Genomic DNA, 24,111 nt, shown 5'->3' with positions numbered 1-24,111 from the left:
AAAGTGGATTGAATGGATTTGGTGTTGTACGACGAAGACGCTGCGCCGGCGCAATTCCGATAAACTCTTGGCCTCCGGGATAAGACCCATCTTCCTAACAGGCGATTAGCTTAATGAGTAAGAAAACTCTGGAGTCGATTTTTTCTGCCAAGGCCAAGATTGTAGAGGAACTCCGTAAGCTGGAAGAGCGGGAAGCGGCGCTCCGCCAAGAACAGGCCGCCGCGGCTGTCGCGGAAATCGCGGGCCTGCTGAGCCTATACGGCGAGTACTTCACTCCGAAGCAGAAGGCCGAACTGGCGGTGGCCATTGGCGCCAACAGCCCGGGCCGTGGCCGCAAGGCCGCTCCCACCCAGGCCAGGAAGGAAGTCGCCCCCAAGTATTGGCTGCCGCATACGCATGAGACATGGAGCGGCCGGGGTCGTCCCCCGCGTGCCTTCACGGCGTGGGAGGGCACCGCTGCCTACAAGCATTGGAAGGCCAATCACCCGGACGAGAAGTTCCCGAAGTATCCGGGCTAGGCGCTGTCCCCTTTGCAGGACCTCAGTAGAGCGCAAGCTCATGAGACATCTGTGGGCTTGGCGGGGCCGTGGGCATTGCTACAGGGAATGAATGAACGCTACTTTTTTGGTCACCTATTTTTTATCGTTAGCCATTTCTTTGGGTTGGTTTTTCATGGCTTGGCGGAAAGGGCGCGCGATCGTTCCTTCTATATTTCTAGCCATGGGCATGATTTTTGGTGTTGTTCTGGTGAGGCTGGCTGCTCGAGGCGTTCCTGCTTTGTGCTCATCTGAGCAGTGCGCATCGAGGGTTGTGCGAGTTCTTGATTTTTCTAGTTACGTGATGATGGCTTTTGTGGTCATTACTGTCGCTTTGCTTTTTGTGGCTGTAAAGAAAAGAGTTTGACTCGTTGGTAGAAGTGCTGCTGGCGTGCGGAGTTCTCTGACGCCGCAATGGGCAGCTGGCTGATCGATCTCCCATGTCAACGATGGCAATCTGTCTCCGTCGTCCAGGCCACTTCACCCACCATGGTTGGGGGACGGGGGCTAGAACCTCCACTCAAGCGCCGACGATCAAAGGCCTCGCATGCGAGGCCTTTGCTTTTTGCCCTTGAGGTTCCTGGAACAGGCAGGGGCGGCTCGGGAAGGCCGGCGGCCGGAAGACATCTGTCTATCCTCGTAGCCGCTTTGAGCGGCCCTGGGGCTGGCGCTTGCGCGCCCATCTGGTCAGCAGTAGCGTTTTCCCCGGGCGCCGAGTCCCGTCTGCCGATCGGCTCCGCGGCGGGCCAACCACTGCCCTTGATCAACGACGAAGCCGCCAGCTTGCAGTCCGGGCAAGCAGCAGTGCCGGGACGTTTGAACTCTTCGCTCCTGAATCGGTGACTACCTGGATGTTCTAGCCCACAGCTGGGAAGCCCCAGTTGGACTGGGGCCTGGGGCGAAGCCGTATTGTGCCGCCGCGCGATCAGCTGAGATCGCAGTTGCTCGGCAGCGCCCACCAGGTGGGAGCATCGATGGACTTGAACTCAGGGAGCTGTGGAGGCTGATCACCCACCTGCGCAACCAGGGTGAGTACCGGTAGGCAGGCGCGCCTCTGAGCGGGGCAGCGCCATTGTCGCCCCGAAGGAAGCGGCCTGATCGTTAGGACGCTAGTCCGGCTGCGAGCTGGCCCGCTTCCTCTGGCGACGAGCTAGACGGAGCATTGCCATGGGACTCACCGTCGGCGCGGGAACCAGATGGGTGAGCTCTTCCTCCAGGCCTAGGGCCTTCAGGACGCTGGCCAGGGTGTGCAGCGTTGATCCACCCCCGGCCTCCAGTTGAACCAGGGCCCGCCGAGAAATGGCCGCTTTGTCAGCCAGATACGCTTGGGTGAGGTTGGCGTCCAGGCGGCGTGCTCGGATCCGCCGCCCCAGGTCCTCGACGATCTCAGTAGGCGTCTGTACGGGCAGTTTGCTCATATGTGCGCAAAAACGCTCATTGCGAGAAGAAACAGGCGTTACGCGCGCATTTGCGCGCATTAGCCACATGGGCGAACCCTCGCGCCGCCAACGATGTTCGGGTGAAGGCGAGCATCGGGAACGGTCTCTCTAGGTGCATTGTCGGATCATGGAACAAAGAATTGCCCATCTCAAACCGCATGCCTGGGTCCCCAGCCGCTTCTAAATTCGCACCTGGCAGCTAAGCGGAGCTGTGACAGGCTATTGGCTGCCCACTGGCGATCAGCACCGATGGGCCTTAAGGCCCATGCCTTTCAACGCCTTTGATCTGCCGATGCTCCAAATCCCTGGTTCTCCATTGCCTGCATCGCGGTCAAGGCCAGCTTGCCGTTGAGTCGGCGTGGATAGAGCGACTGCAATCTATTGCTTTTGTTTGGCCTATCCAAAGACGTTGAAAGGCATGGCCTTAAGACCCTTCTCTCTATAACGTATGCATACACAGCGAGAAGCGATGTTTCAAATTATTTGCTATTGGCGACGCTGCGGATGCCTTGAGTGCAGCCATTTAGTTAACGATAGATGATCTACCTCCTTGGCTGTTTCTTCTTGGAGGTTCTACGGCGCTCGGATGCTGCCTTCGATGTGGCCGCCCTCATCTCACGCTGAAAGTGCTCTGCCATAGCTGCCGTTTGGTCATAAATCCCCGGCTTTCCGCCTCTCAATTTTTTAAAGAGCCGCTGGATCGTAGGAGAAATTCCAAGCTTGCGATGCATCATGAAATAACGCACCTGCTTGGAGGAAACATAGGAAGCGAAGCCTGCAAAGAAAATGCAGAACTGGATCCAGAGAGAGGCCCCAGCAGGGACATCACCCGAATAGATGTGTATCAGCGACCAGCTAGATGTAAGAAGCAATGCTGCTGGGGGTGTCATGAGGAACAAGCGTCGCGCGATACTTAGCTTGAGAATTCCCGCAGGATCTTTTGCTCTAGCTAGGGAGTCGATCGCATAGATGAACAACGGTATTCCCAGGCAAGCGATGTCAATGTTGGAGAGCGAGTAGGTAGGCTTGGCCAAGGTGAAAATTATGATGAGAATTGCTGCAAAGGCCAGGAGCGAAAACAGATCCGAATGGAGTTCCTGATAAAATTTTCTGAGGAATTCATTGTTCTTTCTGTAATGAGAATTGAGGAGGTCGATCAAGTAGATCGTCGACACGCCCCAGAAGACATCTATGAGAGCCACGAACGGAACCGCGACGGTTAGCGGCCAGTCATTGCCGAGCAGGTACGGGACCATGGTGATCCACCCCCAAATCAGCGATCCAATCAAAATCAGTATAAGGAATATATGCATGCTGAGATTCCTGAAATATTTATAATATAACGGCCAATTCCTTGCGAACTTAAGGGTCTTTGTAGCGGCGAAATTTTCGCGCTGATCGAAGATAAGCAACTGCCTTTATCTTGGCCCGCGATCACGCCAAGTTATACCCACTGAATCCATCGGAAGAGACCTTCGTACATAGCCTCGCTTCAAGGCGTATCCATACCGGGGCCATCGTGCCGGTCAGAAGTTCCAGTGGGCGCTCGGGATGAGGTGAACCTGGCTGGTGGCTCAGCTGCAGTGTTGGTCTCAGTTCAAGGCAGCTCATGGAGGCGAACTGTCGAGTAGTCGCATGCGCGATACGCCTTCGGCGACCATGCGATTGCTGATCAGCTGGCCGGCAGGCACACGTCTGCAGATCAAAGACTAATGTGCTTCACTTCATCAGTCCGGCGGCGTAGTTCGAGTTGTCTGGCCCAGAGCCGGAGTGCAAGGAGCAAGCGGAGCAGCACGTTCGGCGGATCGAGTGCCTTCGTTGAGATAAGCTCTTGACAGGCGCCGCCACTGTAGATGTACTATTGCTGAACGCGTTGAGTGCGTCCAACCGCTAACTGCAGGGAAGATATGGATATCTCCGATAGGAAAGGTTTGTCTGCTTCGGGTCTACCTAGCGCCCGTGGGCGCCTTCGAAGGACATCAATTTTAGCGCTCCTGCTTGCAATTGCTCCTATAAGGGTATTTGCGCAGGACGGCCTCTTTGATTATCAAGAGTATGAAAAGCGAGTGAAGTCGGCACAAGGCCTGACCGCTATTTCAGCCGACGCGGTTTTTGGTGATCGTACATCAAGCTTCGACGGCAGTACCGACTTCTACGTGGAAGATGTCTCATTGCCCGGCAATTTCGATCTGCCGGTGAGCGTGGCACGTCGCTTTGGTGTGGAATCAGTTAATCGAGCAATCAATGGAAGCGAAGCCACTGGCCTCACACTGTTTGACGACTGGGAAATTGAAGTTCCCCACCTGTCCGGTGTCTGGACCAATGCGACAGGATGGGTCACAAGCACGGGTGGAGCATTAACGACACAACGATGCACTGCCAATACTGCACCACTTGTTATTGATGGCCATGGTTACGACAACATAGGCTTCGGTATTGATGTGAAATGGGTCAAGGGTGCGAGTGAACAGCTCTTGGTCCCAGATGATTTAAACTACGCGAGTGCTCCTGGGCTTGAGGATCCTAAGTGGATTACGACTTCTAAAGCGCGTTTTACGTGTTTATCTTCAACCCGCAACGGCTATCCCGGCGAAGGCTTTATCGGATACACGCCCGATGGGAAAAAATATTTCTTCGACTGGGGCGTAGAGAAACCTTACGCTGTTGCTAAGTACAGCGATGGCGCTGCATCTCGTATCGTCAATCGCAAACGCGTATATCTACTTGCATCACGCATTGAAGACCGATTTGGAAACTGGGTTACTTATAGCTATACCGGTTATCGCCTCAATAGCATCGAAGCTAGTGACGGACGCCTGATCACTTTGACATACGATGGACAGGGAAGGGTTAAGACGGTAAGTGCGAATGGTCGCGTGTGGAACTATGCCTATGCCGAGGCTACAAATAGCAACGACGCCGGATTAGCCAAAGTCACATTGCCAGATGGTTCTTCTTGGGCTTATAGCCATTCTGGCCGTCTGCAGTCACGTGCGCCATACCGAAACGCAGAGGATAGTGGGGTGTGCTCCAATGCGGTCGGTTCTGCGCGTCCGCCAACCCAGATGGTCGTCAATGCACCGACCGGGGCCAAGGGCGTATTCGATTTCGAGATGACTCTGTTCATACGAAACCCCGAAGCTTGCGAGGGGCCACAACCACCCTACTACGACATGTGGTCACTGAAACGACGGACGATTACCGGACCAGGGCTGTCTACTATGGTGACTAGCTGGGCCTATGACGCGCGGCCAGCAGGTGATACTGCGCGTGGACGCTGGGTCAGTCGCCTGCAGCCGGACGGCGTTGAAGTTCGCGAACGTTTTAGCGTTGATCCCAGGCTCGATGAGCGCAAACTGTTGCAGAGGCAGGTCCTGAACTCGAGCAGGCAGGTCATGCGAGACGAACAGTGGACCTATGTCTTTGGATCTGATGACGGTCCCTTCCCTAAGCGCATTGGCCGTTCTCTTGCAATTATGGGAGGTCAGCTACTTGACGGGACGCTGAGTGCGTTGAGCGAAAGTACAATCTATCAAGACGGTGACACCTATCGTTCAAGCTTCTCTGGTTTCGATCGCTACGCACGAGCCACGAGTATATCTCGGACGGGCCCATCTGGAACGCGCTCGGAGCAGCGCGATTACCACAACAGCGCCACGCCCTGGGTGGTAGATCAGATCCTTAAGGTCACTGAGCCCAGCACCGGAAAAATAACATACCAATACAGTTACGACGCACTGGCGAAGCCCATCGCCGTCTGGCGTGCTGGCAAGTTGCAGCAAGAGGTGGACTATGCAGCTGACGGTAATATCGCGCGAGTGCGCGATGGCTTGGCCAGGGAAACGCGGATAGAGAATTGGTACAGGGGCGTGCCAAGGTTGGTCACAAATCCGGATGGCACTACCAATCGCATGACTGTTGATGACAACGGATGGATTACGTCCACTACCGATGAACTGGGCTTGATCACTGGCTATTCGTATGACTCTATGGGTCGAGTGCATGAAGTGCAGCCTCCGATTGACGATAACCAATGGCAGAAGACTGTCATAAACTTTAGTCAAACGAACGCGGAGGAGTATGGGCTGCCGGGTGGACACTGGCGCACCGACACCATTCGGGGGAACCTACGCCAAGAGACCTACCACGATGCACTTTGGCAGCCAGTTCTAACTCGCGAGTACGACAACAGTGATCCTGTCGGAACCCAGAGGTTTGTACGCAAGGCGTTTGACACCCAAGGTCGGGTTTCGTTCAATTCCTATCCGTCTAGCAGCAGTAATGCGGCTTCTGGTATGTGGCTGGAATATGATGCGCTCGGCCGCAAGATTTCGTCCGGACAAGACAGTGAGCAGGGTCTGTTGGTCAGCACGCAATCCTATACGACGAACGCCACTGTAGTTGCAACCGATCCACGCGGTTACCAGAGCATCACCCGCTTTGAAGGCTATGACGCGCCGGACTACCAAAAGCCAGCGCAGATCATTCGTGCCGATGGCAGCAAAGTCACGGTGAAGCGAAACCTGTTTGGGTTACCAACAGAAGTTGCGCAATCCTCCAATTGATTCAAGGCAGTCAAGGAAGACGCAAGTGAACCTGAAAACCTATTCAATCAAGTTGTGCATTTTTATCGCACTCCTCATCCTTACATTATTAGGTGGTGAGGCAAAAGCTGAAGCGTGGATTGAATTAACGGGTCCGACTCAGACCAGTTATACTGCGCCGGCTACGTACCAATTCCAGATCAAGAGCGGCGTCATCGGCACGGGGCCTAAAGCTGAATATTTATCCGATATACGCTTGCTCCGCAACAACGTTACGATTTCCACTCTTCCTACAGGAACATACTCAGAAAATGGGATCTCTGCTGGAACATACGAATATGTACTGAAGGCGACCGCCATTCGGAACGTCAATGGCGACGAAGTTTATCGCCAGCTGAGTTCCCAAGTGGTTACCATCACTGTGGCAGCGCCGCCAGTTCCCTTTGATGGAGCCGAATACGTCTCCATGGAACTTCCTGGGGCGATGGACCGTGGTGTTTCATATGCTGGTGCTGTTACATTCCGTAATACAGGAAACACCACCTGGCGCGCGGGAGACGGCTACCGACTCGGACAGGCATCGGGCTATAGCTCTGCTCATTTCGGAATTGGTGAGATTGCAGTGCCTTATGACGTGGCACCTGGCAGTACGGCTAGGTTTACGTTCACTGCGACGGCACCGCAGGCGATCGGGGAGTATTTGCTGCAATGGCAGATGAATCGAAACGGTTCGTTGTTCGGCAGCACGAGCGGTAACCAAACGATCGTTGTTGCCGGGAAGTTCAACAATGCGCTTCCATATGAGCAAGACGTACCACGAACCATGGAGGCTGGCCGGACCTATCCAGTCAAGCTGCGATTCCGAAACACCGGAAACACAACATGGTCGACCTCGACGGGTTATACGCTCGGATCTTGGAACCCCGATAACAATAACCGGTGGGGCGTGCAGCGAGTCGCGGTGAGGGATCAAATCGCACCGCAAATCGGCGCGCTTTTTGAGTTCAATGTCGTGGCACCGACATTGCCTGGCGTCTATAGTTTTCAGTGGCGCATGCTTGAGGAAGGGGTAGAGTGGTTTGGCGATGCGACCCCAGACATCCAGATAACGGTCAACGGACCGTCGTCCACCGTTATTGGCAACATCGACGGGGTCACCGATAGCGGACAGATTAACGGCTGGGCATGTTCTACGCGGATGGATGTCCCGATCGAACTCCACGTGTACGTAGGCGGCCCCGCGGGTTCAGGTACCTTCGCATTGAGTGGCACCGCAAATCAGCCAAGCGAAGCTGGGGTCGCTACCGCCTGCATGGCCGGCGGCAGTCATCGGTTCTCCTTGCAGATGACGAACGAACTGCGGCGGGAGCGGGCCGGCAAAGCCATCCATATACACGGCATTTCCCCTGTTGGTGGACCTAACAACGAGATTGGCGGTTCCGGATCATTCGTTGTGCCGCCGGGTCCGAGTGGGACTCTCTCGGTAGAGCCCGCTATCTGTACGTTGGCCATCGGTGCGCAGAGTTGCAATGTTCGTCTGACGTGGTCGGCGAACGATTCACGCGCGCAAGTGGTGCGCAGCGTGGCAGGAACATTGGTCGCTAGCGGTCGGAACGGCACTTCGGAAGTTGGAATCCAAGTGGGGGTCACCGAATTTGCTCTCACGGCCGGCGGAGACGTTCTTGCCCGCGCCAGTGCTACGGCGAAGGCCGCTCCCACCGGGCCGGGGACACCATCAAACCCTGCGCCAACGTTGACACGCCGCTATGTCTATGACGAAAACCTTAGGTTGTGCAAGGTCATCGAACCGGAAACCGGGTCTACGGTGTTCGCGTATGACGCGGCAGGAAATATCAAATGGTCGGTGCAAGGTCTCGATCTTCCGAACCCTGACAATTGCAATTACGCGGAAGCACAAACCTCGGAACGTCGCATCGTACGCACCTACGATGTGATGAATCGCCTGCGTACACTAGAGCATGGCGACGGACTTGGAGATCAGATCCTAGATTACGCACCCGACGGCCTGATTGCTTCGACGACGACTTATAACCAGAATCGTGTTCCGGTCGTAACTACTCGCAGTTACAATTCGCTGCGAGTGATAGAAAGCGAGCAGAGGTCTGTTGGTGCCCAGGCGCCTCGGATCGTAGAATTTGGCTACAACACGCTTGGCGAAATTGTTCGAACCCGCTACCCCAATGGGTATGAGGTAAGGCAGACGCTCAACGCTATGGGTGAAGCCGTTCGCCTTGAAGATGGCTCTGGTTCATTATTGGCCGGCAACATCTCGTATTCGCCGGCGGGAATGATTACCACCCTGACCTATGGAAATGGCATCGTCAGACATGCGCAGGCGAACGCGCGCAACTTGGTCAGCGAGATTAAAGAAGGCTCGGCGGTCTCGTTGACTTACAGCTATGACGCGGCAGGGAATATATCCAAGATTGAAGATGGCGTGCGTGGGGTTTCAGGAAATATTACGCTTGATTATGATCCGCTGAATCGGCTCGTGCAGGCAAGTGCGCAGGCATATGGAGGAAGCAGTAACTATTCATTTGCGTATGACACGCTCGACAATATCGTATATTCCAGGTTGCCGGGAAAGCGCGAGAGCAACTTTATATACGACGATAATAATCGTCTTGAGCTTGTTCGCGACCAGAATGGTAGCGGCGTATCGGCATTTGCGTACGACGTAAGCGGAAACATGATTAACCGAGACGGCCACCCGTTCCTATTCGACGTGGGAGGCCGGCTGCGCGCGGCTGGGAATGTTCAGCGCTACCTTTACGATGCTGCCGGATATCGCGCTTCCGCTGAGACCGCGGCGGGCGATACTTCCACCTGGCACTATTTAGCATCAGGCCAGCTGATTAATTCGAAGGAAGGTGGCAATGAGTCTGATTACATCTATCTCGGTGATCAGCTGATCGCAATCAGGAATACTGGCTCTTCGGCGACCAGTCTGAAGTACATGCACCATGATGCACTTGGCAGCTTAGCTGGGACTTCAGATGCCTCCGGAACAGTATTGGAACATTATTTCTGGACACCTTATGGTGAGTCCGATAACCCGATTCAGCCGGGAGTGCCGGGGTTCACGGGCCATATAAGTGACTCTGATACTGGCTTGGTGTACATGGGGCAGCGCCTCTATGATCCAAAATTGGCTAGGTTCATTTCCGTAGATCCTCTCGCGGCCAGTAACACCGATGGTGTTGCATTCAATCGATATTTGTACGCAAATAACAATCCATTCCGGTTCTCTGACCCGTCGGGTAACTGCGCTGAAGTAACCGGATCGCACATGTGCGATGGTAAGGGGTTTGCTGGATCAAACGTACAGGTTACCCAGTACACGGAGTCCGGAGTTCCTATTCACAATCCAAATGCAGCAGCACCAGCGCCCGAGTCAAACGACTCCACTTTTGATGCATTTACTGAGGCCTTCACTGAGCGAAACTGGTTCACCGGGCAGGGTAGCCTCACGGATGTTGATGCTGTTGCGGAATCGATCATTGCACCTCTGATGAATTCGCCTGCCGGAGGTACTATGGCGGGAGGCGCAAAGGTGGCTGGTTTCCTACTAGTGTTCAGAGTAGGGAATGCAACGAAGGGTTTCGGGAACCTGACCCGTGCGGGTGAATTCGGTTTAGGAAGCTACAACGCCTTAAGGAAGGCCGTGGGCGTGGGTTCTGGGACCCACGTGCATCATTTAATTGAGAAGCGTTTCGCGAGTCTGCTTGGTCAGAACAAGGGTGATATGCTTTCTGTTGTGGTTACCCGGGACGAGCACAAAGCTTTCTCGGCTGCTTGGCGTGCAGCGATCCCCACTGGACAAGGAACTGCAAATGCTACCCGTCAAGATGTGATGAATGCTGCGAGGAGAATTTATGCAAACTATCCGGCTATACGCGAAGCTTTAGGACTTTGATAGAATGAGCATATGAAAATATGTCATCGCTATAATTTTGTCTTGACCGCAGAGCGGGAAAAGACTTTAGATGGTCTAGATCTAAAAATTAAGATCGGACCTATTCCAGGCGGCGGAAGCAGTGCTATAGGGAAAATTTCCGAAACAAATGCTGATTGGCCAAAAGTTCATGCATTGGTGATGCAGTGGGACGCAAGCGACTTTGTGACAACAGAGTTCACTGCGGAAGAGATATCCAGCGCTCCCTATTGTGTACTTACGCCGGAGTTCATGCATGGCTATCCGCAGCCAGAGGCAAATTTTGGCTATCGAGAGCGTACCTATGAGACCAAAGAGTTTTGTCCTCAATGCGGTACTGGCTTAACGCAGAAAGCGCCGTTTGTAATGCGCAAAGACCCAAAATGGGGAAAAAATTCAATGATGCAGCTTAATTGGGTTTTTGATGAGTTCTTTGTAAAGTCGGATGTGTGGGAGTCGATATTTGCGCCCTTGCACCTCAAATCTAGAGAGGTCCTGGATACGAAGGGGCGAGTACTCCACGATGTGGTGCAGCTTCTGGCGACTGAGCAGGTGCCGTTAGCGATTGGAGAGGTATCCGCCAAGAAGTGTGGGCAATGCGGAAGGAAGAAGCATGCGGTCATCAAGCGCGGGTTTTTTCCTGAGCCTCTGATTGCTCCTACCTCCCCAGTAAGTAGAAGCGTAGATTATTTTGGATCCGACCATCAGGCTTTTAACAAAATTATCGTTAACGCTAAGGTTGCGGCAGTGATCAGTCAGGCCAAGCTTAGAGGTGTGAGTCTTTGGCCCTGCACCGGCGCAAATTCTGGCGCCTAGCTGTCTAGCGTTGGCGCGCCGCTCGCGTTCAACAGCACTTGAAGATCATCCGCCGGTTCGCGTGCTGCGCCGCAAACTTCTAGCTAGACAGCTAGCTCTGATCATTTCGACTGGGTTGCCAAATGGTGGTAGGCCGCAAAACCCACTTACGGCTGAAGCTCGCGGCCTCTAAGCTCCTGGTCGACAGTGGTCGATAGTGGTCGAAAGCGGCAAATGAACACTTTCCTCTGCTCATAAGCCGATATCGGGTCATCACGCTTCGCCAGTCGGCTGCGCATTGAGCCGGCACCGAGCCCCCTTTTTTGTCCAGTTTCGTAGACGCGGTGGCTAGGGTGGTGCTTGCTGGTGGAGTCTATCGGGGAGTAGCTTGGCGGTGCCGCAAATGCGAACCTCAAGGAGATTGGACATGGACCGCACCCCTCGCTACCTTTTGCGCGCCGCTATGCTATCTGCAGCGATCGCGAGCTCATGTGTCACTGGGGCGGAGCCGCCGCCTCCGGTCGGGCACGTTGTCCAGGGACTTGGCGAACGCGTCCCTGCAGGCGCGAAGAACGTCAGTCTCTCGCCGCACTTCAAGGTCTATACCTTCACGCAGGACGGCGTGAAGTACGTGCAGATCAATTCGCTGCAGGACGAGGTGCTGACGGCGCTCATCGTGACGCCGGGTGTCCAGCAGCAGTTGCCGATCGGGTCCGCCGCCGGAACGCCCGTGGTCTTCGTCGATTCCCCAAAGCAGCCCTGAGACAGGCCGGCTTCCTTCTGCATCGCCAACGATTTGCACAGGGGTCACTCTGCACTAGTCCACCGCTTCACGCCTGGGGACTTGTCAACCGTTGCCCATTCCAGACCACGTACCTTGGGCTGGCCTGAAACGCAGGCGAAGCTCCCCCCGACGGGGACAAGGACGAGTCATGAAAATGAAGAAGACGGGCGCGCTGGTCCATATCACGTTGGCCGGTGTACTGCTGGCTAGCGCGAGCGTGGCGCACGCGTGCTGCCCGGATGGCGGCCACGGATCACCCGCGGCGGCCGCAGGCCTCGGCGAAAGCTTGCCGAAGGCCCGGAACCTGGCGCTGGATCCGGCATGGCGCATCTACGAGTTTGAGCGCGACGGCGTGACCTACCTGCAGATCAATGATGCGGCGGGGACCGTACGGGCCGCCGTGGGCAGGATCAGCGACACAGTGTGGGTGCTGCCCATGGGCGCGGATGTGGCGCGCGTGACCTTGCCGGCGAAGGCGGCCAGCGCCAAGGGGGCGGTGGTGTACCAGACGTCGGGTCTCGTCGTGCGCGTGGTCCCGGGCAGTATTGGCAACGGCTGGGAAATCAGGGCCGCAGACTGATTCCCTCGCCGACCGATTCGGACACGAGAAAACTGAGGCTGTAGGCATGGCGGCGCCGGCAGGTGCCGCCATGCGTTTTGAGCCGGGCCGCGAGTTCCCAGTCCGCATCAGGATTGCCGCGCCGCACGGGATCGAGCAAGGATGCATCCGCGATCATGTTGATGGCGATTCCCTGCCTGGATCCTACCCGCCATACCCTGGCCCGTAGCAAGTGCCTGCGGGCGGGCGGCAGGGTCTCGACCACGTTGAGCACGCAACGATAAGCGACAAGCTGCAGGCCGAGCGACAAGTGCTTGGGATTGCCCTGGAGGCGGCACTGGAACTCGGTATTGCACAGGTTGCTGCACGCAACCGATTGCAGGATGTCGTACAGGCCCTGTGTCTCGATGCCCAGGGGATAGAGGGCGGTGACATATTCGTCGAGCAACCTTGCCTGGATCAGCCCGGTGCGCGTCATTTCCATCGCCGCAGCATGCTGGCCCCTGGATCGCAGGTAGGCCACGATGTCCTTGCGCAGCTTGTTGACGTGCACATTGATGTCGGTGTATTCGACCACGCGTTGCCGTAGGGCGCGCTCGGCCTGCAGGTAGCTGGCCTGCGCGAATTGCAGCGCTTCCTCGCGGGCGTGTCCGAGGCGCCTTGCGCGTTCGAAGGCAATGGAGAGGCGCGAGCCGAACACGAAGAGTCCCGTGGCGGCTGCGGCAAGCAGCACCTGCACCCGAAACGCGTCGGCGTGATAGGCGGCCATCGTCATCGCATCGGGCAGCATGATGGCTATTGCGACGTTGGCCAAGACGATCCCGATGGCCGCGCCCCGCCACCCGTGTAGCAGCGTTAGCACTACCGAGGGAAGGATCATCAAGAACATCAGCAGCTGGTGCGAGAGACGGTCTTGGATCAGACCCGTCACCAGAAACAGGGCCGCGACCACGCTCATGCCGAGGATGCCGTCTCTGAGTAGGCGGGGAGGAGCCGCCTCGTGATCCTTGCGCCTAAGCCACAGCACGGCCGGCAGTGCGAACATCAGCATGCCGAGATAGTCGCCAAGCCAGTAGCGTGTCAAAGCCTCCAGCGGTGTGAGGGCGGTGTAGCCTTTGAACAGAGCGTTCAACGCCATATTGCACAGCGTGCTCCACAGCGCCAGCACCAGCGAGACAGGCAGCAGCAGGTATTCCTGATCCAGCAACCGCGGCAGGTGGCGCCGCGCGGTATGCACCATCAGCGCGACGCTGGGCATCAGTAGGAAGGGGCTCAGATAAGCCCACAACGGATTGGCGCCCTGCTCCTGCGCCATCGGCACGCGGATCATCAGCAAGGCGGCTGCATCGCCTGCCAGCAGGCATGGCCAGAGCCGGTACGGTAGGAACAGCAGCGTCGCCACCCGCAGCCCCGCCGGCAGATACCATTGGTCTACGGAAAAGCGCCATGCGACGAGGAAGGCTGCGCAGTAGCTAGCGCTCAGCAATGCTCCCTTGGCGATGTCTTTCACAGCCGTCATTCGACCGTCCCTGGCTCGTCAGATCCACTGTACAAGTCGGATCGGATGCAGAGGTAGACAGTTGGTGACACTGGCGGCAGTTTAGCTGTGTGCAGTGGTAGCAAATCGAGATCCACCACTTAGCCGTTGCAGAAATAGTTTCTCGACAAGGCGCTAGCAATAGAAACCGTCAGGGCTTTGAATATGCATTCTGTCTCCGTCGCAAGACGTGGTCTTGATGCTGTCGCGACTGATGCGGCTTTGCGGCAGACCGGCGCTCGCACGCTCGGACAACAGCGCATGGCGCCAACTGCACCAATGTCACTTCCGGCGGCCATTGTTGAAAATCGATCGATTTCCCTTGCTCCTATGCTCCCCAGCGGCTCAGAATCCAGCGGGGGACGCCCCTACATGGCTGCTGTGGCAATCGAGTGCTTTACAGAACGGGCAATGGGCGCAACGATCGAGAGGGCTTGTTTGGCCTGGAGGCAATGTCGCGGTGTATGTTGCCGGGGTCGCGGATGAATGATGTCCAGCGGCGGGTCAGACAGGTGTGATCATCCAGGGATCAAGGGATGGGGCAGGGGACGACGATGATTTCAATAGGCGACATCTACGATAAGGACATCAATTTTCTGTTCGGTGCAGGCGCATCGTTCGGCGTGTTGCCGACCTTGCAGTTGCAACTGAAGACCGGCGTCGGAGATACCCGCTTCACGCTCGAAGAGCTTGCCACCCAGTTCGATCGTGACAAAGATCGACGACTGGTCCCGCTGTTCATGCACTACTACGCGGACTGTATCCGTCCTGCAGAGCAGCTCAGCTTGGAAAGCGCTCAGTCCACGGCGGCAGGTGCCACGGTCATCCAGAACTACCGCGCGTTTCTGACGACGGCGCTTGAGATGGTGAAGCGCCGGAAGGCGCTCGACCGTCGCTGCAATGTGTTCACGACTAACTACGACGGCTGCTTCCCGCTCGTGGCCGACGCGCTGATCAAAGAAGGGAAGATCGACTTCGTGTTGAACGATGGTGCGCGGGGCTTCACGCAGCGGACGTTGCAGGCGAGGAATTTCGGCGCCTACCTGTGCCAGGCTGGCGTATTCGGTCGCTACCTGAGCAGTATTCCGCAGATCAACCTGATCCATCTGCACGGCTCGGTGTACTGGAGCAAGTCGGATACCGCGATTCTGGTCGGGTATGACCTATCGGCTCGTGAAGATCTGCTCGACGCGGCTGCGCTCGAGATGCTGGCGCCATTTTCCGCCGTCCTGGGAGATCCTGAGAAGATGCTCGCCGATCTGCCTGGGACCGACTTCAGTAATGAAGCGCTGGAGGCGTTCTGGGCCAGGTACGAACAGATGCCCATCGTCAATCCGACGAAATGGAAATTCCACGAAACCGTCTACGAGGAACACTACTACCAGATGCTGAGGCTGCTCAGCTACGAGCTCGAGAAGCCGAACGCGGTGCTCATCACGTTCGGGTTTTCGTTCGCCGACGAGCACATCCTCAACCTGGTGATGCGATCCCTGTCCAATCCGGGTCTGCAGGTGTTCGTCTGCTGTTTCAATCAACAGGGCCATCAGGCCATGGAAGACAAGTTTAAAGGCCACCGAAACGTCAAGTGCTTGGCCCTCGACAACGGCGTGATGGACTTCGCTGCATTCAACAAGGACGTGCTGGCCTGGCCCGAGGCTGCAACGCCAACGCCAACGCCAACGCCGGTCGCCAGCGCCGCGGCTGCGGCTGCGGCCACCGACCAAGCAAATGCCGGGCTGACATGAGCATTCGCGTGGGAGAAGTCATTGCCGTGCATGGCACAAAGGTGGTGTTGAAAATCGACGACCAATCGAGCAAGGAAACGCTCTTCTATGGCGGCGAAAAATACAAGGGTGTCTCCATCCGGGAGTACCTCGCGATCCGGCGTGGATTTCGCGACATCATCTGCATGGTCGAAGGCGAGTTCCTCGACGAAAGCCGGGTCGAGTCCGCGAGCGGAAGGCCGACGTTTGTGCGCAAAGTAGAGGTCCGCCCGATCGGATTTTTCGACAGCACCGGATTCACGCAAGGCATCAAGTACCTGCCGATGATCCAGGATGGGGCATACCTGATGCCAGAAGAGCGCATCCGTTCCATCTTCGACCGCCAGTCGGATGGGGCATTCAGGATGGGGCGCATGCTCAAGGAAGACATCCCGGTCGGATTGCCCTGGAAGCGGCTGTTCAATGGCCACATCGGCATCTTCGGCAACACCGGCAGCGGGAAGTCCAACACGCTCGCCAAACTCTATACCGCCCTCTTTGATCAGAAGCTGCCCCTCATTACCGGAAAGAGCCGATTCGTCATTCTTGACTTCAACGGCGAGTATGTTGGGGAACAGCTGACGTCGGGCGAGCATAAAACGGTCTACCAGCTGAGCACACTCAGCCAGCCCGACCCGGCCGAAACGGCAGCGCGTTTTCCTCTGTCGCCCCAGGAGTTCTGGGAACCGGAGACGATGTCGCTGCTGTTCCAGGCGACCCCCAACACCCAGCGGCCTTTCCTCAATCGCGTCATTTCCGGAAAGTTGCGGTATGGCATGGATCCTGTGTCGCTCGGCAACTACGCCAAGGCGAAGTTTGAGGAGTCCTTCTGTGTGGGCGAGGTGAAGCCCGCGACGCTCGATCTGATGCGTACAGTCGCCAAGCGCATGGGCAACCAGGCGGTGCTTGACCTGCTCAGTCAAGTGACTTTGTACCGGAACGGTCGATACGGCTATCGCGTTTCTGCTGATCGTACGGCCTTCTTTGATCCCGATGGTTCCCAGTATGCGGCGCACATGGCGCCGACAGTCGAGACGCTTGACAGCCACGGCCTGGACGAATTTGACCAACTCGTGCTGCGGGTCAATCTCCAGCTGATTTCCGATCTGAATGCCGGTTACGTGCAGTTCGAACACATCCAACCTCTGCTGAAGCGTGTTGAGTCCTCTTTGGCCAGTCTGCGAAAGGTCCTGGTGATCTCGAATGCGCCGCCAGCCGAGCGCTTGCTCACTGTGATCTCGATGCGACGTTGCAACAACGAGATCAAGAAGGTCCTGCCGTTACTGTTTGCCAAGCACTACTACAACGGGCACAAGGCGGCGGTTGCCAACCCGCCCGACCGCACCATCCACCTGATCGTCGACGAGGCGCACAACATCCTGTCCGAGCAGTCCGCGCGTGAAAGCGAAACTTGGAAGGACTACCGGCTTGAGCAGTTCGAGGAGATCATCAAGGAAGGGCGAAAGTTCGGCATGTTCATCACCATTGCCAGCCAGCGTCCAGCCGACATTTCGCCGACCATCGTGTCGCAAGTGCACAACTTCTTCATTCATCGTCTCGTCAACGATCGCGACCTTTATCTGATCGACAACACGATCTCCACGCTCGACTCGATTTCGCGCAGCTTGATCCCCGGCTTGCCCCAGGGCTGTTGCGTGGTGACGGGCACGGCGTTCGAATTGCCGATGGTGATCCAGATCGATCGTTTGCCCAGTAACCGGCAACCGGCCAGTGAAGACGTCGACCTGGAACACCTCTGGGCGAGCCCTCGAGAGGAAGAAAAATGACGATCGAACAGTGCCCGGCCAATCCGGTCAAGACCGCTGCGTCACTCCGGTCGCCGCAGCGGATAGTGCCGCTTACGCGATCAACTCAGCGAAGTTCCGCATGACCGAAACCTCGCGCGGAAGAAGACGCCTATCGTTGGTGCGGATGTCGGGAATTGAGTAACTCGCTGATCGCCCCGGAGAATCTCGGAGCGTTCCCGGGTGAGATAGCCCAATCACTGTCGTTTCGGCCGCTGTCTATTGTCCGGAAGTAGCGCGGGAATTTAGGGTTCCGAGGTCCCTGATCTAGGCCGAGCATTACCAATCATGACCGCGCAAGCCTGAGATGCCGGTTTGCCGCTCCCATTCGTCGATAGAGACAAATGGAGCATGGATAGATGTGCGATGCTGAACGGCAGGAGATTCCCAGGAACAAAGAAGAAATCGACTGCTGATCAGACGCTCAAAAGGTTTGCGTATGTCCGCCATCCATTTGTGCTGAAGTAAGAGTTCAACCGCCCTCATAAAATGATCTTTATGTATGTTGAGCAGTTTCTCATCGTCAACTATGTGGCTCTCAGCGACCAATCCCGCAAGCAAGCTAAGCGCTTGCACATCAATGCATCCCGACAGCGGGGCTAGTGATCTGGAGTATCGAGCCTCTGCCTCATTGGCTGGATAGAAGGCTCGCTCATTGGTCATCGCCTCGCGCTGGTGAGGCGACGGTGTGGATAGTCGGAGTGACCACTTAAGCCGTGCGAGCTCTTCCCTGATCACATCAAGAGTGGGCAGGAACGGCTGTGCGAGAGCCCAGAGCAAGTGGTTCTTTTCCCACTCGCTTGATCCGGGGCAAAGCCGCTCTCCACACTCAACCAGGTCGACTTGAAATTCTAAGTATTCCTGTTGGCTCTTTTCCGGTTCATCTTTGGACGAAGGCCCGGAAGGCAGTCGTTTGCACGGGGTCAGACCTAAGAGGATGGCATCTGTCAGCTGAGTTTCGTTAAGCGCAGCCGCGGGGACCCTGCGTGTTCCCTTAGGGCTCGTGCCCTTGCCTGCGAGTCCAATCAGTGTCTGTTGGCGGTCCATGAACGCCTGGCAGGCCCGGGCAACAGGATGCTGGTCTAGAAGCGCACGCTCTAGGGACGTCCAGTTCGCGGAATCAGCACCACGATGAGGATCTTGACTGTGTTGGATGCGGAGGCGGCGAATCCACACTTTGCTTTGAAGGCTGGCGAGAGGACTACGAGAAGGTCTGGGCACGTTGAGAACCAGGGGGTTTCTAATGCTTGGCAGCGAAGATGTTAAGAGACAAGCTGGCAGGAAAGCATGTGAACTCGCAGGAAATCATGATGTCTAGCTTCACCGACCCGCCAGGCTTCGACGAATCCACCTGGATTGCAGATCAGATCAGTCGCTACGGCCCAGTGCTGGGGGGAGAGGTGTTGCGACAGTTTCTGGGCTTTCGCACGGCTGCGGCGTTCCAAAAAGCGCGCTACCTAGACGCGGTTGAGGTCTCGCTCTTCGCCCTTCCTGGGCGCCAGGGCCTTTTCGCACTAACCCAGGAAGCCTGTGAATGGCTGATTCAACAGCGCCGCTCGGCACAGCATATCCGCCCCGATACTGAACAACTAGGCACATCCCAGCTCTAGAGCGGCGGACACCGCCGTCAGGAGCTGTCCGTACCCCGCATTTCGATTGGAGGTGTTCCTTGACCCTTTAGTAGCCAGAAAGCAATACATACGAGGGCTGGAAACAGCAACGGCCCGGGGTCGTAACCCGGGCCGTTGCAAGAAACGCTGAAATTGCCACCTCAGCGTCTCCCAGCTTACCAAGCCGATTTTTGCCATGTCAATGGCAAAACGGTGGCGGCTGCCTGTCCGTTCACAGGCCCGGATCGCCCCGTCCGATTGAGTACGCGGCCTACGGCATGCCCGGGGTCGCGGGAGATGAACACTATGAGATTTTCCACATCACCGATCCTTGAGTCCTCACGCGACAGCATTGCAACATCGCAATCTCAACCGATCGTGCTGAAGCGGGCCCTGCGCCAACTCGTGCAAGACGGTCCGGCCCAAGGACTTCGAATAGAGCTGCCAACATCGGGTGCGCACAGAGTGCGCGAGCTGGTGCATCGAGGCACGCAGCGGCCCGTGTCCAAGCTTGCTTCCATCAAGTTGGGCAGGGTGGTGCAATGCGAGTCGGCGCTGGAAGTGGATGCCGTCCGGATTCTAGATGCACATGGTGCCGTTTCGGCGTTCTGCGAGCAGCCTCTTCGCATTCGCTATTACCTGGAAGGACGAGCTCACCATCATGTACCTGACCTTGCCGCGATCTCGAACGAAGGGCGGCTGTCGTTGCTTGAAGTAAAGTTCCAGTCGGATGTCGATGAGGCGATCCAGAGCAGAACCGCGGTGTTGCAACGGGCACTCGGTGAGATAGGCGTCCACTACAAGCTGCTTACCGAACACCAGATTCGCGAAGGTGACGGTGTGCAACGTGCCATCCGGGTGCTACGTCGTGCGCGACATGGAACCTGCCAAGTGCAGCTAATTGCCGTTTGGGAAAGGCTCAGGCGATTGGGATGTACCGAGTTGTCCGCATTTGAGTGGGACGTTCCCGGAAGCGCTGTGGCGTGCTCCATCGCACGCCTGCTCGTGCAAGGCCATGCATCCTTGGATGCCGGCGCTCCTCTTACAGGACGCACGCTGGTGCGGGCTAGCGAGGGACCGATGACGGAGGTACTGCCATGGTGATGGGTAGCTTCTGCGTCTCCCAGCGTTACGAACTGAAAGACCAGGTATGGCGCATATGTCGAGATCTGGGTAAAGGCATCTTGATCGCAGAGGAGCTCGCCACCGGACGCATGCAGGAGGTCAAAGTGATCGACCTGCTTACGGAATGGAAATCCGGCCGCCTCATTCTCGGTGGGAGGCCTGTGGATGCTGAAACCTCCCGGCTGAATAGCGCTGTTCATATGGCGCATATCGATGCGTTCCGGCAGTCATATTCGGAAAAGGATCAACAGATCGCCAAGGTGAAGCTGACGTACGTCCAGGCGCTGAAGCAGGCTCCGCGAAGCGTACGAATTATGAAGCCGCTCATTGATGAGGTCTGGACGAAGAACACGAAGGCTGGCGTCAAATACCACACCACGCCGCCACATTTCACGACCGTTGCCCGCTGGATTCGTGCGTACCACGATGCCGGAGACGACATACGCGCCTTGGTAGACAAGCTGTATCAAAAAGGGAACAGGCGTGATCGTGTGCATCCCATGGTGACTGAGATGGTCGACGATCTCATTCACACCCGCTACCTGACTCCCGAACGTCCCCCTATCCAGGAAATCAGGAAAGAGGTTAAAGGCTGGATTGCGCTAAAGAATAGCACCCGTCTGGCTCACGAGTGCTTGTGCGCCCCTTCGTTCGAGTACATCAAAAGGAAGATCCGTGAATTACCGGCCTACGACGTTTGCCGTGCCCGCTATGGGAAGCGAGTCGCCGATCTGAAGTTCCGTACAGCGGGATCGGGAGTGGTGACCTCACTTCCGCTAGAGCGGGCCGCTATGGACCACACGCGCATGGATATTTTCGTTATCGATGAGCACACCTGCTTGCCGCTTGGCAGGCCGTGGCTGACGCTCATTATCGACGAACATACGCGTTATGTCCTGGGTTTCTATCTGTCGTTTGAAGAGCCAAGTAAAGTAAGCATGGCGCGGGCACTGCGCCATGCTCTAGCTCCCAAAGATGCCAGCCAACATGTCAAAGCTTCCTGGGATGCCTGGGGTGCGATTGAGACGCTAGTGGTGGACAACGGTATGGAGTTTCATGCCCATGCGTTGGAGGATGGTGTTGGACGCTTTGGCGGAATAGTACAGTTCTGTCCGCGACGCAAGCCTTGGTATAAAGGAAAAATAGAGCGGTTCTTCGGTACATTGAACACGTCCCTTCTCGTGGATATGAAGGGAAAGACGTTTTCCAACGTCGTGCTCAAGGGCGATTACGATCCCGCCAAGCATGCGGTCGTGACGCTGGAAACCCTGAGGCACGTAGTCCACATCTGGATAGTTGATATCTACCACCAAACACGCCACTCGGTGTTGCACATGACACCTCAGCAGGCGTGGGACGCGCATATTGAGCAAGTTGATCGCTACCTGCCGCCCTCATCAATTGCTGTCGAGGCTGCTTTCAGTACTAGCTACAAGCGTCAGCTGACGCACAAGGGCATTGAGTTCGACACCCTGTTCTACAACAGTGCTCAGCTAGGCGCGCTTCGCCAGAGGTATGGGGATGTCATGAATGTGGAAGTGCGAGCCAGTGATGACGATCTGGGCTCGATCGTGGTGGTAGGACCCGACGGAAAGACACTGATCGACGTCCCCGCGCTTGATCGCGAGTATGCGAAGGGATTGACGCGCTGGCAGCATCGTGTCTGCAAGCGCTTCAGGAATCGTCTCCAGGATGATCAGGCGGCTGAGATATCGTTGCTCGACGCGAAGCTGCGTATTCGTGCACTGATCCAAGAGGACATGGCCGGGAGATCTCGCAAGACCACGCGCAACAAGCAGCAGCGCTTCATGCAAAGTGGTGGGGCATCCCCTTCGGTCGAAATCGAGCCCAGAGTCGCTGTCCCGCCGCCGTCGTGCATGGGCGTGCCGGAGTGTGCGCTCGGACCTTCCGGATCGCTGACAGGCAATGAATCCGTGGATGCAGACGAGATTCCGGTGCTGGGAAGCCGCAAGCGATCGGTGGGAGGTGTCCATTGAGCCGCCATCCTAAGGAGCTCCGGCAGTACTTGGACATTGTCTCGCGCATCCGCGTGGATCATAAAGACTACGTGGCTATCCGGGACGAGATCATTGAGGCCTATGAATCGATCGGGTACACGGCCTCGCCAATCTTCCTCTTGATCACTGGAGACAGTCGCACAGGTAAATCCAGCGTGGTACGCGAGCTGCTTGAGACCTATCACCCTCGCCAAGCTGCTGATCGGACAATTCGATCGGTGGTCTATGCCGTGGCTCCGGCCAAGGCGTCAGTGAAGGGGTTGCTGGAGTCCCTGCTCAAAGGACTGGGTGATCCACTCTGGAGCAAGGGCACTATATCCAGTATGACCGAGCGCTTGCACACGATGCTCGAAGAAGTGGAGTGCAGGTTGATCATCTTGGACGAGTTCCAACACCTGTGTGGTCGCGGTAAAGCAGACGCGCTGGCGGACTGGCTCAAGGTGCTCTTGGAGAGCCGAAATTTCGGCCTGATTGCCGTAGGGCTACCGAGTTCGGCGTCCGTCGTTCAACAGCACAAGCAGCTAAAGGGACGCTTTGATGAAGTGCTTTGTATGCCTACCTTTGACTGGACTGACAAGGGTTCGGCTGGCCAGTTTCGGGCCATGTTAAAGCAGTTCCAGAAAGAGCTTTACCCCTTCCTATTGCCGGACCTGGCTAGCCGAGAGATGGGTCTGCGGTTCTTTCTCGCCACGGCGGGAAGGATCGGGCTGGTGGCCAAGCTATTGGACCGCGCTGTACGCACGGCCATTCGGAACGACAGGCTAGAGATCAGGCTGCAGGATCTGGCCAGGGCATACCTGCGTGCAATTTGGGGCGCCTCTGCCTTCCCGGTTCCAGGTGGGCCGTTCTTGGCTAGCTGTCAGGACCTAGAGAGGCAGGGTGTGAGGGACGCGGTGTTTGCTAATGCCGCTGAGGAAGCGGTCGCTGACCAGAGCAGCGCTGTCGAAGTGCACGTGGCGGACTCGTCCAACGGGATGACAACAGTAGTTACGTCCAAGGCGAAGTCCGCAGCAACAGGCACTCGAACGTCCAGAAGGAATAGACGTGGAGCCTCCAACGTGCTGGCGGGTGTCCTATGAGACTTGTCGTCAGACCCAAGCCATATCCCACCGAGTCGCTTAACGGCTATCTGCTCAGAATCTGCGAGCGCAACGGCTACCCAAAGTTGGGATTCCTACAAGAAGTCATGAGGGATGGCTCCTCACCACGGACGACGTCGAGGCTTGACGCGCGCGCCTTGATCGAATTGGCCGAGATCTCGATAGCAGATGCCGAGCGCTTGTCCTTAAAGCCTGATAGGCGCCCTCGAGCGTACATTCGTGTGTTCGGATACGACATGCCTTCGTACGAGGTTGCGTTGCGTGATCCCAAGGTATGCCCGCAATGTCTGGCTACTACTACCGGTCACTGCGAGGCGTTCTGGGACCTCAGCCAGGCAAGGGCCTGCCCGATTCATCGTGCCATGCTTGTATCAAGGTGTCCCGAGTGTTCGAGTCCGCTACGCTGGTCGAGGAAGAGGTTGCGCAAATGCCCTTGCGGCTCGGACCTGGCTACGTGGAGTGCCCCGCCAGCCTCTCCCGCGTTATGCGATCTGATGCAGCTTATGCGCTTTCAGGTCTATCGAGAGCATGTTGACGTCTG

The 24,111-nt window shown here is 56.6% G+C and carries 16 protein-coding genes and 1 pseudogene; 14 read left to right on the top strand and 3 right to left on the bottom strand.

Going from position 1 to position 24,111, the window contains the following annotated elements:
- Window positions 1–113: 113 nt before the first annotated feature.
- On the top strand, window positions 114–518 hold the full coding sequence (locus tag AB3X08_RS20815; RefSeq protein WP_369934862.1) for an H-NS histone family protein: 405 nt from the start codon (window positions 114–116) through the stop codon (window positions 516–518).
- Window positions 519–609: 91 nt separating this feature from the next.
- Complete coding sequence (locus AB3X08_RS20810; RefSeq protein ID WP_369934860.1) at window positions 610–903, top strand: hypothetical protein; 294 nt, start codon at window positions 610–612, stop codon at window positions 901–903.
- A 742-nt stretch (window positions 904–1,645) separates the two neighbouring features.
- On the opposite strand, the gene AB3X08_RS20805 is transcribed toward AB3X08_RS20810, so the two are convergent.
- Together AB3X08_RS20805 and AB3X08_RS20800 are read right to left on the bottom strand one after the other, a co-directional pair.
- Window positions 1,646–1,954, bottom strand: a complete 309-nt coding sequence (locus tag AB3X08_RS20805; RefSeq protein WP_369934858.1) for a helix-turn-helix domain-containing protein — start codon at window positions 1,952–1,954, stop codon at window positions 1,646–1,648.
- A 563-nt stretch (window positions 1,955–2,517) separates the two neighbouring features.
- A complete protein-coding gene (locus AB3X08_RS20800) occupies window positions 2,518–3,288 on the bottom strand; it encodes a hypothetical protein (protein ID WP_369934856.1) in 771 nt (256 codons plus the stop codon).
- Window positions 3,289–3,882: 594 nt separating this feature from the next.
- On the opposite strand from AB3X08_RS20800, the gene AB3X08_RS20795 reads away from it, so the two are divergent.
- The 5 genes from AB3X08_RS20795 to AB3X08_RS20775 all read left to right on the top strand — a co-directional run bounded on the left by AB3X08_RS20795 (window position 3,883) and on the right by AB3X08_RS20775 (window position 12,633).
- Entirely contained in the window at window positions 3,883–6,540 is a 2,658-nt protein-coding gene (locus tag AB3X08_RS20795) for a sugar-binding protein (protein WP_369934855.1), read from the top strand.
- A 25-nt stretch (window positions 6,541–6,565) separates the two neighbouring features.
- Window positions 6,566–10,456 carry an RHS repeat domain-containing protein gene (locus AB3X08_RS20790; protein ID WP_369934853.1) on the top strand — a complete coding sequence of 1,297 codons (3,891 nt, stop codon included), beginning with the start codon at window positions 6,566–6,568 and terminating at the stop codon, window positions 10,454–10,456.
- A gap of 12 nt (window positions 10,457–10,468) precedes the next feature.
- Window positions 10,469–11,290 carry a hypothetical protein gene (locus AB3X08_RS20785; RefSeq protein WP_369934851.1) on the top strand — a complete coding sequence of 274 codons (822 nt, stop codon included), beginning with the start codon at window positions 10,469–10,471 and terminating at the stop codon, window positions 11,288–11,290.
- Between the two features lie 406 nt (window positions 11,291–11,696).
- Window positions 11,697–12,032, top strand: a complete 336-nt coding sequence (locus tag AB3X08_RS20780) for a hypothetical protein (RefSeq protein ID WP_369934849.1) — start codon at window positions 11,697–11,699, stop codon at window positions 12,030–12,032.
- A gap of 169 nt (window positions 12,033–12,201) precedes the next feature.
- Window positions 12,202–12,633, top strand: a complete 432-nt coding sequence (locus tag AB3X08_RS20775; protein ID WP_369934847.1) for a hypothetical protein — start codon at window positions 12,202–12,204, stop codon at window positions 12,631–12,633.
- Here the strand turns inward: AB3X08_RS20775 and AB3X08_RS20770 are convergent.
- Window positions 12,617–14,131, bottom strand: a complete 1,515-nt coding sequence (locus tag AB3X08_RS20770; RefSeq protein ID WP_369934845.1) for an MASE1 domain-containing protein — start codon at window positions 14,129–14,131, stop codon at window positions 12,617–12,619. The two genes, AB3X08_RS20775 and AB3X08_RS20770, sit on opposite strands and share 17 nt — an antisense overlap.
- 554 nt (window positions 14,132–14,685) lie before the next feature.
- Between AB3X08_RS20770 and AB3X08_RS20765 the strand changes: the two genes are divergently transcribed.
- The 7 genes and pseudogenes from AB3X08_RS20765 to AB3X08_RS20735 form a co-directional block, all read left to right on the top strand.
- Entirely contained in the window at window positions 14,686–15,894 is a 1,209-nt protein-coding gene (locus tag AB3X08_RS20765; RefSeq protein WP_369934844.1) for a hypothetical protein, read from the top strand.
- Window positions 15,891–17,699, top strand: a complete 1,809-nt coding sequence (locus AB3X08_RS20760) for an ATP-binding protein (protein WP_369934843.1) — start codon at window positions 15,891–15,893, stop codon at window positions 17,697–17,699. Before AB3X08_RS20765 ends, AB3X08_RS20760 begins: the two co-directional genes overlap by 4 nt.
- Window positions 17,700–19,006: 1,307 nt before the next feature.
- Window positions 19,007–19,327 (top strand): hypothetical protein, encoded by a 321-nt coding sequence (locus tag AB3X08_RS20755; protein WP_369934841.1) that lies wholly within the window; start codon window positions 19,007–19,009, stop codon window positions 19,325–19,327.
- 306 nt (window positions 19,328–19,633) lie between these two features.
- Window positions 19,634–20,431, top strand: coding sequence for a hypothetical protein (locus tag AB3X08_RS20750; protein ID WP_369934839.1), 798 nt, complete (start codon window positions 19,634–19,636; stop codon window positions 20,429–20,431).
- Window positions 20,425–22,449: a Mu transposase C-terminal domain-containing protein gene (locus tag AB3X08_RS20745; RefSeq protein ID WP_369934838.1), complete on the top strand. Its 2,025-nt coding sequence runs from the start codon at window positions 20,425–20,427 to the stop codon at window positions 22,447–22,449. Before AB3X08_RS20750 ends, AB3X08_RS20745 begins: the two co-directional genes overlap by 7 nt.
- Window positions 22,446–23,549, top strand: coding sequence for a TniB family NTP-binding protein (locus tag AB3X08_RS20740; RefSeq protein ID WP_369934836.1), 1,104 nt, complete (start codon window positions 22,446–22,448; stop codon window positions 23,547–23,549). The genes AB3X08_RS20745 and AB3X08_RS20740 overlap by 4 nt, the downstream gene beginning before the upstream one ends.
- A pseudogene (locus AB3X08_RS20735) lies at window positions 23,546–23,878 on the top strand (TniQ family protein); the annotation flags it as partial. The gene AB3X08_RS20740 and the pseudogene AB3X08_RS20735, both read left to right, overlap by 4 nt.
- Window positions 23,879–24,111 lie beyond the last annotated feature (233 nt).

Source organism: Xanthomonas sp. DAR 34887 (assembly GCF_041245805.1).
GTDB classification, from domain to species: Bacteria; Pseudomonadota; Gammaproteobacteria; order Xanthomonadales; family Xanthomonadaceae; genus Xanthomonas_A; species Xanthomonas_A tesorieronis.
Note: the sequence above shows the minus strand (reverse complement) of the source record. Positions and strands in the feature narration are given on the sequence as shown.

Coding starts and splice junctions, on each gene's coding strand:
- AB3X08_RS20805 (WP_369934858.1), bottom strand. CDS start 1,954: ATGAGCAAACTGCCCGTACAGACGCCTACTGAGATCGTCGAGGACCTG.
- AB3X08_RS20800 (WP_369934856.1), bottom strand. CDS start 3,288: ATGCATATATTCCTTATACTGATTTTGATTGGATCGCTGATTTGGGGG.
- AB3X08_RS20770 (WP_369934845.1), bottom strand. CDS start 14,131: ATGACGGCTGTGAAAGACATCGCCAAGGGAGCATTGCTGAGCGCTAGC.
- AB3X08_RS20750 (WP_369934839.1), top strand. CDS start 19,634: ATGAGATTTTCCACATCACCGATCCTTGAGTCCTCACGCGACAGCATT.
- AB3X08_RS20810 (WP_369934860.1), top strand. CDS start 610: ATGAACGCTACTTTTTTGGTCACCTATTTTTTATCGTTAGCCATTTCT.
- AB3X08_RS20785 (WP_369934851.1), top strand. CDS start 10,469: ATGAAAATATGTCATCGCTATAATTTTGTCTTGACCGCAGAGCGGGAA.
- AB3X08_RS20775 (WP_369934847.1), top strand. CDS start 12,202: ATGAAAATGAAGAAGACGGGCGCGCTGGTCCATATCACGTTGGCCGGT.
- AB3X08_RS20815 (WP_369934862.1), top strand. CDS start 114: ATGAGTAAGAAAACTCTGGAGTCGATTTTTTCTGCCAAGGCCAAGATT.
- AB3X08_RS20765 (WP_369934844.1), top strand. CDS start 14,686: ATGGGGCAGGGGACGACGATGATTTCAATAGGCGACATCTACGATAAG.
- AB3X08_RS20780 (WP_369934849.1), top strand. CDS start 11,697: ATGGACCGCACCCCTCGCTACCTTTTGCGCGCCGCTATGCTATCTGCA.
- AB3X08_RS20745 (WP_369934838.1), top strand. CDS start 20,425: ATGGTGATGGGTAGCTTCTGCGTCTCCCAGCGTTACGAACTGAAAGAC.
- AB3X08_RS20795 (WP_369934855.1), top strand. CDS start 3,883: ATGGATATCTCCGATAGGAAAGGTTTGTCTGCTTCGGGTCTACCTAGC.
- AB3X08_RS20760 (WP_369934843.1), top strand. CDS start 15,891: ATGAGCATTCGCGTGGGAGAAGTCATTGCCGTGCATGGCACAAAGGTG.